Annotated in this window: 10 protein-coding genes and 1 pseudogene; 5 read left to right on the plus strand and 6 right to left on the minus strand. The window is 70.1% G+C overall.

What is annotated here, in order from left to right:
• Positions 1–199 precede the first annotated feature (199 nt).
• The gene (locus ACFWSK_RS14470; RefSeq protein WP_383784885.1) at positions 200–1,453 is read right to left on the minus strand and encodes a ricin-type beta-trefoil lectin domain protein; all 1,254 of its coding nucleotides are present in this window, start codon (positions 1,451–1,453) and stop codon (positions 200–202) included.
• Positions 1,450–2,268, minus strand: coding sequence for a type VII secretion system-associated protein (locus ACFWSK_RS14475; RefSeq protein WP_383784923.1), 819 nt, complete (start codon positions 2,266–2,268; stop codon positions 1,450–1,452). The genes ACFWSK_RS14470 and ACFWSK_RS14475 overlap by 4 nt, the downstream gene beginning before the upstream one ends.
• Before the next feature lie 519 nt (positions 2,269–2,787).
• On the opposite strand from ACFWSK_RS14475, the gene ACFWSK_RS14480 reads away from it, so the two are divergent.
• The gene (locus ACFWSK_RS14480) at positions 2,788–3,774 is read left to right on the plus strand and encodes a mannose-binding protein (RefSeq protein ID WP_383784887.1); all 987 of its coding nucleotides are present in this window, start codon (positions 2,788–2,790) and stop codon (positions 3,772–3,774) included.
• Positions 3,775–3,864: 90 nt separating this feature from the next.
• On the opposite strand, the gene ACFWSK_RS14485 is transcribed toward ACFWSK_RS14480, so the two are convergent.
• The gene (locus ACFWSK_RS14485) at positions 3,865–4,707 is read right to left on the minus strand and encodes an alpha/beta hydrolase (RefSeq protein ID WP_383784890.1); all 843 of its coding nucleotides are present in this window, start codon (positions 4,705–4,707) and stop codon (positions 3,865–3,867) included.
• A 587-nt stretch (positions 4,708–5,294) separates the two neighbouring features.
• On the opposite strand from ACFWSK_RS14485, the gene ACFWSK_RS14490 reads away from it, so the two are divergent.
• Positions 5,295–6,245 (plus strand): helix-turn-helix domain-containing protein, encoded by a 951-nt coding sequence (locus ACFWSK_RS14490; RefSeq protein ID WP_383784892.1) that lies wholly within the window; start codon positions 5,295–5,297, stop codon positions 6,243–6,245.
• 56 nt (positions 6,246–6,301) lie between these two features.
• On the opposite strand, the gene ACFWSK_RS14495 is transcribed toward ACFWSK_RS14490, so the two are convergent.
• Complete coding sequence (locus tag ACFWSK_RS14495; protein WP_383784895.1) at positions 6,302–7,282, minus strand: helix-turn-helix domain-containing protein; 981 nt, start codon at positions 7,280–7,282, stop codon at positions 6,302–6,304.
• A gap of 477 nt (positions 7,283–7,759) precedes the next feature.
• Between ACFWSK_RS14495 and ACFWSK_RS14500 the strand changes: the two genes are divergently transcribed.
• A complete protein-coding gene (locus ACFWSK_RS14500) occupies positions 7,760–10,192 on the plus strand; it encodes a SpoIIE family protein phosphatase (protein WP_383784898.1) in 2,433 nt (810 codons plus the stop codon).
• Between the two features lie 163 nt (positions 10,193–10,355).
• Here ACFWSK_RS14500 and ACFWSK_RS14505 read toward each other — a convergent pair whose 3' ends face one another.
• Positions 10,356–11,192, minus strand: a complete 837-nt coding sequence (locus ACFWSK_RS14505; protein ID WP_383784901.1) for a VOC family protein — start codon at positions 11,190–11,192, stop codon at positions 10,356–10,358.
• A 116-nt stretch (positions 11,193–11,308) separates the two neighbouring features.
• Positions 11,309–11,772 (minus strand): annotated as a pseudogene (locus ACFWSK_RS14510) (DUF1062 domain-containing protein); the annotation flags it as partial.
• 365 nt (positions 11,773–12,137) lie between these two features.
• On the opposite strand from ACFWSK_RS14510, the gene ACFWSK_RS14515 reads away from it, so the two are divergent.
• A complete protein-coding gene (locus ACFWSK_RS14515; RefSeq protein ID WP_383784903.1) occupies positions 12,138–12,332 on the plus strand; it encodes a hypothetical protein in 195 nt (64 codons plus the stop codon).
• A gap of 48 nt (positions 12,333–12,380) precedes the next feature.
• The gene (locus tag ACFWSK_RS14520) at positions 12,381–12,953 is read left to right on the plus strand and encodes a GNAT family N-acetyltransferase (protein WP_383784906.1); all 573 of its coding nucleotides are present in this window, start codon (positions 12,381–12,383) and stop codon (positions 12,951–12,953) included.
• Positions 12,954–13,024: the final 71 nt, after the last annotated feature.

Below are 13,024 nucleotides of genomic sequence, written 5' to 3' on the forward strand. Positions count from 1 at the left end.
GCACCAACCTCCTTGCTGCGGGGGCGTCTTCAGTGAGCGCCCCCATGGGCCGGGGGCGCCTGTCGGCGAGCCGACGATGTCATCATGCCTCGTCCCCGAGGGGGCGTGCGGGCTTCGGTAGCGGTGCTCTCGGAGCCGAGGCGCTGTGGTTCGGTGGTGCGGTGGTCATGGGGTGCTGTGGTGCTGTGGTGCGCTGTGGTCAGACGCTCCACTTCTGGTTGTCGGCGCCCGTGCAGGTCCACAGTTGCAGCCAGGCCCCGCTGCCCCGGTTGCCGTCCTTGATGTCGACGCACATGCCGACGACGGTGTTGACCAGATCGTGGCTGGGGTTCAGGACGAACTTCTGGGCGGCGTTGCCGTTGCACCAGGCGATCTGGATGGGGGTGCCGTCTCTGAAGTTCGCGTTGGCCACGTCCAGGCACTTGCCCTTGATGCGGATGGTGCCGTCCGAGGCGAACTGCCACTTCTGCGCCTCGCCGTTGTTGCAGTCCCACACGAACAGCGCCTTGCCGTCGCTGAAGTCGTGGGCCGGTACGTCGATGCAGCGGCCGGAGAAATGACTGCGCAGGGAGACGGGGGCACTGAGCGTGACGGCCGGAGCGGCTTTCACCGCCGGGGGCTTCGCGGCGCCGCCGGACTCCTTCTCCACGCTCTGCTTTTCGGGCTGGTCCTTGGGGACGGCGGCCTTCTTCGGCGCGTCCTTGGCCGTGTCCGGCGCGGGGGCGGGCACGGACGGGGGAGCCTGCCGCGCCGGCTTCTCCGCCACCGGCTCGTCGGTGTCCTTCTTCTTGCCATCGTCCGGGGCACCGGTCTCGGGCGGGGTCACCGCGAACTCGCCGGGCGCCTCCTGCGCACTCCCGTCGAGCACCGTCCCTGCCGCCGTCACCGACGGCGGCTCGGGGCCCTCGTCGTCGTTCCCGGCGAGTACCAGGAACGGTACCGAGACGAGTAGCGCGCCCGCGATCGCCGCCCCGGCCAACACCGTCCTGCCCGGCCGGCCCACCGGCCCGGCCTGCTGCTGCGGCCTGCCGATCGCGGTGGCGGTCATGGTCCGCACGAACGCGGGCAGCCGGCTCTGGGCGGCGGCAGTGGCACCGGGGTCGGCCTCGGGCTCGGACCGGACGCCGGAGGAGGACACAGGCTCGGTCCCGGGCTCGGACGCAGTCTCGGGCTCGGTTGTCCCGCCCCCTCCGGTTCCCTCCTCGGCCTCTCCGGATTCCTCCTCGGCCTCTCCGGATTCCTTCTCGGCCCCCGGGGCCCCCGGGGCCCCCGTAGCGGCCTTTCCCGCCTCTGCCCCGGTCTTCGCCTCCGCAGGCTCTGACTTGGGTTCGCCAAGGACGGCGGTCGCGGCGGCGGTCTCGGGCGTGGAGGTCACGGCGGGCTCCTCGCCCCCGGAAGCGGACTCGGCGCGAGCCCTCGGGGAGGCGGGAGGTTGCTGGGACGAACGCGTCACGGGGTTCTCCCGGTGGTGTGGGGCCAGGGTTCGGATGAGCTGTCGGTCCGGTCCGCGGAAGGGGCCACTGCCGCGGCGCCGGCATGGTCAGCCGTGGCTCCCGGGCTCGCCTCCGCCGCGGCGTCCGCTGTGGACGCCCCCTCGTCACCCGCAGCGCGCACCGGGCCGAGAAGGCTGTCCACCGGGACGAGCAGAGGGGCCGCGGCCGCGGCGTTGACCATCAGCATGGTGCCCGGACCTCTCAGTGAGCGGGCCAGGTCCCGTGCTGACAGCGTGTCATGGTGAAGTGCCGCGGACATGAACTCGTGTGCGGGTGAGGTGAACAACAGGACCACCGGCGCCCCGTCCCGCCCGGCGGCCGTGAGCGGCCCGCCGTCCGGCCCGCGCACCACCGTGATGTCCGCTTCCGCGAGAGCCGCGAGAGCCGCGTCCACCGGGCCGTAGCCGGTGGCGGCTCGCTGCGCCGCAGCATCCACCGCGTCGGTGGGCTCCGGCCAGCCGAGAACGCGCGCCGAGGGCCGGTACGCCGGGTTGGCGCGATACTCCCCCACGCTCCCGCTCTCGTCCGACTGCCACTCCCCCAGAACCGCCCACTCGGGCGGCGTCCGCTCCTCGGTCCATTCCGGGTCCACCAACCCGACCCAGTGCCCAGGCGCCCTGCGGGCAGCGGCCCTTACGGCCTCGGGTATGCCGGGAGTGTCGGCGGCCTCGGTGGAGCCGGATGCGGGTGACTCGGCGTCGGCGGTCGGACCGGGGGCATCGGGAATGACGAACGGGTCGCCATGCCCGCTCTCCTGGCGTTCTCCGGGCCGCATCTCCACCTGAACTCTTGGGACCGTACGCAACTTTGGGTGCCCGACCGGCTTTAGCACACGCCGACAGTGATCACTTCGGGCAGCCAACAGGATGTCACATGAGCCTCATGCTTGGGAGTTGGGGGAAGATCCGCCTGGTGCTCCAGCCCCGTTCGACTGCCGAGCCGAGAACTTTCCGGGAGTAGTGAGGCGCGGAAGGACAAAGCGACCGGGACGTTCGGGGTGAGGGAGCGGTCGTCGTCCCACGACGGGCTACGTTGGGTACGCCAGCGGCCCCTCCGACGTGCGGCGCCTTCCGGCCGGGCGTACGGCCGGGGCTGTGCGGGAACACCCCGCAGCTCGGAAGGCGTCGGATCGGCTGCCGGCGCCGCTGTGCCGAGTCGCGCGGAATCGGACGAGGAGACCGGGCCGGACCCGGCTCACCTCGACGCGGGACTCGCCAACGCCCCCGGGCTCCAACGGCGTTCAGCACGTTCGACCTGCCCACCGACAGCTCCGCCACCGAGGAGGAGTAACCGCATGCCCCCCGAGCACACCACCCCCGGCGCGAACGCGGCGGCAGCCGCCGCCCCCGACGTAGAGGAGGCCGGGCCCTCGCCCGCGCCTTCCGCACCGGCCGAAGAGACACCGGAACCGGCCACCGCCGCCCCCGAGGCGAAGCCGGGCGCCACCCCGGACGGGGAGACCGCCACCACCCCGTCCCCGCCCGCGACCGCGACCGCCGACGCACCCGAGGAGGGCACCGGCGTGGCGGCGGCCGCCGTCGGGACGGCGCCCAGAGCCAAGACCGGCACCGGCGCCGACGCCGGACGCCCACGCAAGCCGATCCTGGCGGGGGCGGCGGTCGTCGGCGCCGCCTTGATCGCCATACCCCTGCTGCTGGTCGGAAGCGCGAACGACAAGGGGCATGACGACACCGCCAGGAGGCCGGCCGCGGAAGGAGCCGACACCGTCCTCAACCCGGACTCCGCCCCCGCCGCCATGGACCACTACGTGGCCGGGAAGCCCAGCGCCTCTCCGAGCAAGGAGAAGCCGAAGAAGAGCGAGGCCCCGAAGGCCACCGTCCCGAAGGTCACCGTCCCGAAGCCCGTCGCGCCCGCGCCGGAGCCAAGAACGAGCAGCCCTGCCACAAGGAAGCCCGCACCCGCGTCCAAGCCCAAGCCCAAGCCGGCCCCGCAGCCGTCCTGGAGCACCGTGACCGTCTTCTCACCCAGCACCCTGGAGGTCAACCAGGCCTGGACCACCAACCGCATCCGCATGGTCATGCAGACCGACGGCAACCTTGTCGTCATGAACGAGCAGGGCAAGCCCATCTGGGCGTCCATGACCTTCGGAGCCAACCACCGGGCGATCTTCCAGCCCGATGGCAACCTCGTCATCCACAACGGCGCCGACCGCGCGATCTGGGCTTCCCGGACCCACGACCACGGAGGCGCCCAGCTGGTCCTCCGGGCCGACGCCAAGGTGGTCATCGTGAGCAACGGCACGGTGGTCTGGTCGACCTGACAGAGAGCGGCAGCGCGCCCAGTCGTCCTCCTGTGTGCGGCCGTGTCCTCGTGTCCGCACACACGCGAGCGTGTCCCGTGGCGTCCGCGATCAGGTGGTGAACCGTCGCACGAACGCCAGGGCGGTGTCGGCGACCTCGCGCCAGCCGCCGTCGATCGTCAGTGAATGGCCGCGCCCGGGCAGCTCCGTGATCTCGGTGACGGCGACCTCGTTGCGTGCCTGCTTCTTGTACGAGGCATGGGTGATGGCCCAGGGAACGGTGTTGTCCTTCTCTCCTGAGATGATCAGAAGGGGCCCTCGATCGGCTCGGAGCGTGTCGACCTTCACCTCCGTCCACGGGTTGATGTTCGCAGCGGCCGCCTGGAACAAGGGCTCCCCGGGGGCCGGGACCGCGAAGGTCTCGTACAGCTCCTTGGCCTCCCTTTCGTCGACCGCGTTGGCGAACGCATACCGAAACTGTTCGTAGGTGAGGGGGACGGCGCGGTGGAAGTTGGCCGGATTGCCGAGTACGGGCCGCGCGGCGCGCAGGGAGGAGAGCGGCAGGGGAAGCACCCCGCGGAATGGCGCCGGATCGATCGCCACGGACGCTGTCGCAAGACCTCTGCCCGCGATTATCTGGGCGATGAGACCACCGAAGGAGTGGCCGATCACGACGGGTTTGCGGTCCAGCCCGCCGATCAGCCCGGCGAAGTGGTCGGCCACTCGACCGACGCTCTTGCCTGCCAAGACCTCGGGGTGAGCGTTGGCCTCGGCGACGGTCTCGGGGTCGTCGGGCCAGCCTGGAGCCAGCGGGGCGAAGCCGGACTCGTCGAAGACGACGGCCCACCGGTCCCAGCTGCTGGGCAGCAGCCACAGGCCATGCACGAAGACCACCGGGGTGCAGCCGGTGGCATTGATCTGCTCGATGCGTTCGAGGTCGGGAGATGAGGACATGGGGCACGTCCATTCTGTGGTGGTGAAGGGGGTCGCCTGGACGGTTCAGGCTCGTACGCGCCTGGCGGCGGCGATGATGATGTGGGTGACCGGCGACCGAGCAGCGGCAGCTGTGAGCTGCGGACCTCCACGGGTGGGAGCCGGCTCTCCGTGCCTGGAAGCGCTGGAGTTCGGGGCTGATGCCCCGGTCGTCAGGGGACCAGCTGGAGGCGTCCGCGAAGGCTCCGTGGACCAGGACCGCTGTTCGGTCTGTTCCCGGCGTCCGGTGTCCGAGCGACGCTCTGCACGGCTTCGGCCGACATCGTGGGCACACCCGCGATCCCGGCTGTTGCTGTAGCCGCCGGCCCCACACCCGCGGTCATCGCGCGGCGCCGCGCCGGTCCTTGACGGTACGTCATGTCAACAGCTCCCTATGAGTTGCTCAGAAACTCAAGCTAGGGGCCGGCTGGACTCAAGAGGTGACTGCTCACGCACCGGTCTGTCCCGAGTGTGCACACGACTGGCTGGACGTCCCGGGCCACTGTGCGGATTCCGAGGTCACTGGCTCCAGTAGCCGATAATGCGCTCCTCAAGGGAGTGGGGGCGGCATGCTGCTGTTGGACACGAGTACTGTGCCTCGCGCCGATCGCGCGGAGGCGTTCCATCACGCCCTGACCGACGCCTCCGTCCCGAACCGCATCGTGCACGAGGAGCCGGAGACCGGAATTCAGGCACGGATGCACTTGTGGCGGATCGGTGCGCTCGACCTGTTCACCTCCCACAACACCGGCTTCACGCTGACCCGCACAGCCCGGCATGTACGGCAGGAGAGCCGGCCCCTCGTCGCCGTGGCACTGCAGAACCGAGGACTCGGCCGCGCCGAGATGTACGGTGAGCAGAGGATCGTCGGCCCGGACGATGTCTACCTGTTCAACGAGATGACCCCCCGCGACTTCGGCTGGACCGGTGAAGGATCCGCCCAGGCACTGCTGATCGACTTCGACCGGTTGGCGCTGCCGGTGGAGGTTATGCGGCGCTCCACCTTCCGCCTGAGGGCGAGCCCGTTGCACGATGTGGTCCTGCAGCATGTGCGAGCCCTGTGGCGTAGTCCGGACCGGCTCGCCGCCGACCCCAGCGCCCCGGCCCTGGCGAACAGCACGATCGAGCTCGTACGGGCGCTGGTCGTGTCGGCCTCGCAGGAGACCGGCGCGCTCGCCCGGGAGGTCATGGACGAGACGCTCCTGACCCGCATGCTCGCATACGCACACCGCCATCTCACCGACCGCGACCTCGGCGCGGAGCGGATCGCAGGAGAACACGCCATATCGGTCCGCCACCTCTACGAGGTCTTCCAGCGCGCGGGACTCAGCCTGGAACAATGGATCATTTCCGAGCGGCTGGAGGGGGCCCGGAACATGCTCGCCTCTCCCCGACAGGGCACGCCGACCATCGCGGCCGTCGCCCGGCGGTGGGGGTTCGCGAGCCCGGGCCATTTCACCCGCAGGTTCCGGACCGCCTACGGTCTGACCCCGAGCGAATGGCGCAGGATGCACCGCTGACCATGCGGCAGCGATGCCGCTTCCCGGGCCACCGCGCCACGGGCTGTTGAGATGTCTCAGCGACCGAGCCCGGCGCCGGCGCGCCGTTCCTCCAACTGCCGCCACTCGCGCGGCGACACCCCGTACTGCTCCTTGAAGACCCGGCTGAAGTGGCTGGCGTTGGAGAAGCCCCAGCGTTGCGCGATGGCCGCGATGGTCACCGACCTGTTCCGGGAACGGGCAAGCTCCTTGCGGCACTCTTCGAGGCGGTGGACCCGGAGCCAGTCACCGAGAGTGATCCCCGACCCTGCCAGGATCTTGTAGAGGTAACGCACTGATATGTGGTGCGCCCGTGCGATACGGGCAGCGCTCAGATCGTGCTCGGCGAGATGGGCGCGTATGTACTCCATGATCCGGCACTGCAAGGTGGACTCAAGCGGTTCCTGAGCAAGACGCGAGTCGCCGAGACAGATCGCGAGCACCGCTCGCAGCAGCGCGATACTGGGTTGTTCCACGGCGCCGGCCTGCTGAGGACTCATTGCCGGCCGGGTACCGGCAAGCCGCGCGAAGTAGGTGGACGCCAGATCGGTCACTGGGTGCTCCCGGCCCAGGCGCACCGCTGTGACCCTGCTGAGCGCTGCCGTGGGAAGGGCCAGTTCCCGGCGGGGGACGCGGAAGAAGTGCTGGTGGATGCCGCTCTCGTTGACCAGGGTGTACGGCTCCGTGGTGTCGTAGACGGCGAGGTCACCCGGGCGCAGTACCGCTTCCCTGTCGCCCTGCACCACCATGCTCGACCCGGAGACCTGAAGGCCGAGGAACAAGCTGGGTTCGAGATCGTCGCGCACCAACGACGGGGTACGCCGGATGATGGTCGCGTTGGACCTCACCGAGCAGATGTTCAAGGACCCGACGTCGCTGATCGTGCCGACTGCCGAGATGCGTTCCTGCTGCGGATGGTGCTGGATGTCCACACGGACGACTCGGCCCCAAATGACGTCGCGAATGGCCTCGGCCCTGTCGGACGGTGGTACTTGGGCCGTGTTGAACCTGATGCTCATATGGCCCCCCATATCTGCCACCACCTGGGCCGTTCGCCGACCGACTGGATCGGCCGGGTCTCTCTGCCTCCACTACGAGACGGCTGAGGCTAGTCCGAGATCCCCCGGTCCGATGTCCTCCCGCACTCAGGGACCCACGATGTGCACGCTCGGATCAGACCTACCGCGGCCGGCCTGGGATGCGGACGGGAAGGGAGCACGTGGAGAGGCAGTGGCCCGCCGCCTCATGCCTACGACATCACTCGTGGCCACTGCGGAGCAGCGATCGCCCTCGGCTGACTCCTCCTGCCGGATCCGACACCTGTGAAGACGTCCGAAGGCGGCAGACACTGACCGGCCGCCCCGCCCCAGGGCGGCCCACCGGGTGCGTGAACGCGCCGGTCGGGAGCATGCTGAGGTGTGACCTGGTTCGGCGCGACGAGACGCGCTCCACTCGGCGAGAGCGGGGCTGTGCCTGCGCGGCCGAACGACGGCCGTATGCCGGACGAGCTGTCCCTGGTGCTCGCACAGGCCGTGGTGAGCGCGGTCGAGTCCGTAGGCGGATACGCGGGTGGCGTCTATCTGCGCTCCGAAACACCGGGACTGCTGCGCCTCACGGTGCTCGCAGGGCTGCCCATCCCACTGTTCCGCCCCTGGTGGCGCATGCACGTAAACCGGCCGTTCCCGGTAGCCGCGGCCTTCTCCAGTGGTCAGCCCGTGTACCTCGGCGACGCCGAGGAGGCCATGCGCCGGTTTCCACAGCTGATGGCGGGCCTGCCGTTCCCCTTCGGGTCGCTGTACGTGCCCATCGCCAGCGGTCACGAGAAGATCGGGGTCCTGGTCGTGCTCCGCCCCGCCACCCCCGGAGAATCGGTCACGCCGGCCGACCGCAGCAGGTTGCAGCACGCCGCCCAGCGGCTCGGCGACGACCTCGAGGAGCTGGCATCCGGCGGAACGCCGGTCCAGTGGGAAGGCGATCCGGTTCCCGTCCAGCTGCCCGTGGCCACCGCGCCACCGGTGAGGATCGGTCACTTCGACTGGGACCTCGACAGCGGCGCCGTCACGGCGGATGAAGATCTGTGCGCGATCCTCGGCACGCGGCCCGCCGACTTCCCCGGCACCATCGACGCGCTGGCGGCGCGGCTGATGCCGGAGGACGTGTACGGACTCTGGACACTGGCCCGACAGGCGGTGGGGACCGGCACGCCTGTCACCCGCAGAATGCGGCTCCAAGGCCCCGACGGCAGGTCACACCTCCTGGAGCTCTCGGGGCGCCGGGCCCGCCCGCCTGGCGACGGCACGGCAAGCCACCTGACCGGATACCTCGTGGATCTCGGTGCAGGGCCCGTCGTCCCCGAGGCAGCCGACCGCCTGCCCAGAGGAATCTTCTCGCTCGACCGGCTCGGACGGATCACCTACGTCAACCATCTGGCGGAATCGCTCCTCGGCACCGCCCGGGCAGACCTGGTCGGGCGCGTCCTGTGGGAGGCGCTGCCGTGGTTCGGCCACCCCGCCTACGAGGACCACCACCGCGCGGCTCTGCTCTCCGTCGAACCCGTTCACTTCCTCGCCCGGCGCACCACGAAGGAATGGCTGTCCGTTTCCCTGTACCCGGGCAACGACGGGGTGACGGCCACGCTCACCGCCACGGACCAGCCCGCCTACGCCCCGGGGTCGGTCGTCACGCCGGGCGTCGGGCTCGGGTCCCCGGCCGACCAGTCCTCCGCTCTGTACCGGCCCGTAGCTCTGGCCATCGCACTGACGGAGGCAGTCACCGCCCGACAGGTGTCCGCCGTGGTCACGGAGGAGCTGTTGCCCGCCTTCGGCGGCAGACAGCTGGCGATCTACCTGCTGCACGAGCGACATCTCTACCTGGCCTGGGAGACCGGCTTCCCGAAAGGCTTCCTGGACCCCTTCGACGGCGTCGCCCTCGACGCCCGCCTTCCCGGCGTGGAGACACTCACGTCCGGCCGCCCCATCTTCTTCGAGTCCATGCAGCACCTGGGCGCCGCCTATCCAGGCATCGCCATGGAGACCGACGTCGGCGCCCGGGCCTTCCTGCCACTCATCGCCTCCGGCCGGCCCGTCGGCTCGTGCATCCTCGGCTTCGACCAGCCGAGGGGCTTCAGCCCCGAGGAACGCACGGTCCTCACCGCCCTCGCCGGACTCATCGCCCAGGCCCTCCAACGCGCCCAGCGCTACGACACCGAGGCTGCCCTGGCCCGTGGTCTGCAGGACGCCCTGCTGCCGAACCGGCTACCCCAGGTCGAATACGTCGACACCGCCGGACGCTACCTCTCAGGCACCCAGGGCATGGACGTCGGCGGCGACTGGTACGACGTCATCGAGACCGACCGGGGCCTCGCCCTGGTCATCGGAGACGTCCAGGGACACGGCGTGGCGGCTGCCGCAACCATGGGCCAACTACGCAGTGCCGTACGCGCTTTCGCCCTGAGCGGCCAGCATCCGCAGGAGGTGATGAGCGGCACCAACCGGCTGCTCATCGACCTGGATCCCGGCCAGTTCGCCAGCTGCTGCTACATCGTCCTCGACCCCGAGACCGGCTTCACGCAGGCCGTACGGGCCGGTCACCCGCAGCCCATTCTCCGCCACCCCGACGGCACGGCCGGGACCCTGGAACTCCCCGGCGGCGTCGTGCTCGGAGTGGACGCCACGGCTTCATACCCGGTCACCGAACTACAGCTCGAACCGGGAGCGACTTTGGCCCTGTTCACCGACGGACTGGTCGAACAGGCGGGCACCGACATCGACCTGGGCATCGAGCGGCTCCGCAGCACGATCGCCCAAGACAGTTCGGCTTCACTGGCCGACACCGCGGACCACGTGATCCGAGAGGCGAGACAGGCGGCCGACCGCCCGGACGACATCGCGCTCCTGCTCGCCGCCCGCTGGGCGCAGAGCCCGAAGTGATTCGGGCCGGGCCACACGGCGTGACCACCGAGGCGCGGCACCGGCTCCCGGAAACGCTGGGGGCCCGTCGCCCCGAGTGCCCGATCGCGTGCGCTTCGCAGCCCGTTCGACCGGCTGCGGGATCACCGCTCGGATGGCGGCAATACAGGCCGTGGTAGGCGGGTCACCACGTGACGTGGAACTCGTTTCCGCCGGCGTCGAGGAACTCGCCGGGTTCCCGGTCGCGATGGGTGACTTCCAGCCGCAGCCTGTTCCGCGCCGCCTTCGGCGCAGCAGGTGGCCCCATCACCAACGAGACCGTGCTGGTGGGCCTTCGGCGCAGCCGGACGCCCCAGTTGTGGGACTCGACCACCTGCCAGTCGGTCTGGGACTGCCAGAGGGCACACTGCTCGTAGCGGTCCTCCTGCGCGACGTCGAGGCAGATCGCGACGAGGCCGGAGTCGGCGAGCACGCCGGGGTGTCCGGGACGCAGCACGCAGAACTCGTTGCCCTCCGGATCGGCCAGCACGTCCCACGGAACGTCCCCCTGGCCGATGTCGACCCGAGTCGCACCGAGTGTGAGCAGGCGCGCCACCTCGGCCTCCCAGTCCGGCCCCCCGGCCAGGTCGAGGTGGAGCCGGTTCTTGAGCGCCGCCTTCGGCTTCGCGGTCGGCACGAACCGCAACTGCAGGCCGCCCGTCAGGCCCCGTGTCGCGTCCAGCCAGAAGCGGTCCATGCACGTGACATCCAGCGCGTCGATCACAATCCCGGTCAGCATCCCGTCCCCCTGAGCCCTCGAACCCGTTGCCTGCTCAGTGTCGCCGCAGCTGTCGGCGTCAGCGCTGGGGCCCCAGGCCGGAAGCACGCAGCCGCCGGGGTCGCGGCGGTTCTGGCCCAGCCAGATGCCGACGAGGACCTGAGCTGCCTGGTGTCCGTCGACTCCACGGCCGTTCGAGCACACCAGCACGCGGCCGGAGCCCGGAAGTGAGGCTCCGGCCGACGCGCCTGCGGACCACGCCATCGGCCGCTCCCGAGGCGTCAGGTCACCATGCCTGTCCGGCGGATCGGATACTGCCGGGCAGGCCCCGGGCCGCAAGGACTCAGCGCTTGAGCGCGAAGGTGAAGTCGCCCGAGATCACCTTCGGCGATCAGTCGCACCGGCCGCACAGGTATCCGCGCCGCGAAGCGGACCGAGACCTGGCCAACCCCGGCACAGGCGCCCACCGGCCGCGGTGCGCCCGGTGCGGCGGTGGACCATACGGCGACTGCCAGGCCGGCCGCTCGGTTCGACCCGGGCCGACTACGTCGCGGCGCCGTTCTACCGGGTCCTGGAGCAGTTCGGCTGCCAGGCCGGGCTCGTTGTCGTGCAGCAGATTCAGGAGCCCGGGTTGCACGGAACGCACCTTCATCCGCTCCAGAACAGTGAGCTTGGTGGTGTCCCCGCACCCGGTGCACAGCGCGAGGAACCAGGCATCGAGGAGCTTGTGGTCCGCGTTGACACGGAATGTGCCGTTCGCCCGGAAGCGCCCGGAGGCACTCGTGTGGCAACGGCGGAGAACGATCGGCAGGCAGGTGGGTACGACCACCCAGTTCTTGGACACAGAAATGTTCTTGGACACAGAAATACACCGGTTCCAGTGAGAAGACCGCAGCGAAAGGGAGCACGGCGCACACGTGCGACGCGCGACGGATCAGCGCTCGGGGGGTCTCACTTGGTGTACAACGGCACGTCCTTGACAAAGAGACTGTGGGTGGGAGCACGGTAACGGCACACGGGAGTGCGGCTCCACTGATTTTCGGGCGGGTAGCGATGCCCCGCGCCAGACCGCTCCACCTTCACCGGTATCTGCCCAAGCCCGCGGGCAAGGGGTGTGGCCAGCTGGGACTGGGGTCAATCTGGCAGGGACGCCCTTCCCGACCTGAGACGATCTGCAGGACCGACCGAATGAAAGCAGAGGCGGGAAACATGATCGTTCTGGTACTGCTCGGCGTCTTGGCGCTCGCTGTCGGCGGGTGCGCGTGTGTGGTGTGGGCGGAGCGTGGCGGACCCCGCTGGGTCCGTGCCGTGGCGACCATGACGCTCGCCGCAGGCAAGGTGGTGCGCCGCTCCGAGAGGAACCGGCGCCCGGGCCTGAACGGGACCGCCGGTAACGACGGCTAAGCATTCTCTTTCGGATCACTCTCACGGGCGTGCGATAGGTTGCCCGCCATGACTGGACTCGGACCCGTCGCCTGGCCGCCTGCCCCGATAAGGACCGAACGGCTCGTGCTCCGCGAGTCCGAGGCCCGGGACCGTGCGGCGTTCATCGAGCTGTTCGCCTCGCCGGAGGTGCGCACCTACCTCGGTGGCCCCCGACCGCGTGATGAGCTCGAGCGCGCGGTGCCTGAGGTGCCCGGGCGGCGTCTTGGCCTTTTCGTGATCGATCTCGACGGAGCGATGATCGGCATGGTGGCGCTCGATCGGCGCGATGCAGAACGTCCGGGGCACGTGCGCCCGAGCGCCGGGGAGGCCGAGCTCGGTTACACATTCCTGCCGGAAGCGTGGGGACGCGGGTTCGCCGCCGAGGCGTGCGCAGCGGCACTCGACTGGTTCGCCGGCGTACTCCCCGGCGAGCCGGTGGTGCTCTGCACCCAGACAGCCAACGACCGCTCGATGCGCCTCGCGGCCAAGTTGGGGTTCACCGAGGTGGAGCGGTTCGAGGAGTTCGGCGCCGAGCAGTGGTTCGGCGTATGGTCCTCGGTCACGCCGTCCGGTCGAGCTGGTCGCTTCTTCGGATCATGACGCTGACCAGCCAGGTCGCGATAGCCGATTGAGCCCGAGACGCGCTGCGCCTGAAGGGGCCCGCACCGGAC

Origin of the sequence: Streptomyces sp. NPDC058620, assembly GCF_042717135.1 — a bacterium.
In the GTDB taxonomy this organism is placed as follows: Bacteria; Actinomycetota; Actinomycetes; order Streptomycetales; family Streptomycetaceae; genus Streptomyces.

What these genes read in the sequence shown, in the direction of transcription:
- ACFWSK_RS14480 (WP_383784887.1), top strand. Translation starts at nt 2,788, where the DNA reads ATGCCCCCCGAGCACACCACCCCCGGCGCGAACGCGGCGGCAGCCGCC.
- ACFWSK_RS14490 (WP_383784892.1), top strand. Translation starts at nt 5,295, where the DNA reads ATGCTGCTGTTGGACACGAGTACTGTGCCTCGCGCCGATCGCGCGGAG.
- ACFWSK_RS14520 (WP_383784906.1), top strand. Translation starts at nt 12,381, where the DNA reads ATGACTGGACTCGGACCCGTCGCCTGGCCGCCTGCCCCGATAAGGACC.
- ACFWSK_RS14495 (WP_383784895.1), bottom strand. Translation starts at nt 7,282, where the DNA reads ATGAGCATCAGGTTCAACACGGCCCAAGTACCACCGTCCGACAGGGCC.
- ACFWSK_RS14500 (WP_383784898.1), top strand. Translation starts at nt 7,760, where the DNA reads ATGCCGGACGAGCTGTCCCTGGTGCTCGCACAGGCCGTGGTGAGCGCG.
- ACFWSK_RS14485 (WP_383784890.1), bottom strand. Translation starts at nt 4,707, where the DNA reads ATGTCCTCATCTCCCGACCTCGAACGCATCGAGCAGATCAATGCCACC.
- ACFWSK_RS14505 (WP_383784901.1), bottom strand. Translation starts at nt 11,192, where the DNA reads ATGGCGTGGTCCGCAGGCGCGTCGGCCGGAGCCTCACTTCCGGGCTCC.
- ACFWSK_RS14475 (WP_383784923.1), bottom strand. Translation starts at nt 2,268, where the DNA reads ATGCGGCCCGGAGAACGCCAGGAGAGCGGGCATGGCGACCCGTTCGTC.
- ACFWSK_RS14515 (WP_383784903.1), top strand. Translation starts at nt 12,138, where the DNA reads ATGATCGTTCTGGTACTGCTCGGCGTCTTGGCGCTCGCTGTCGGCGGG.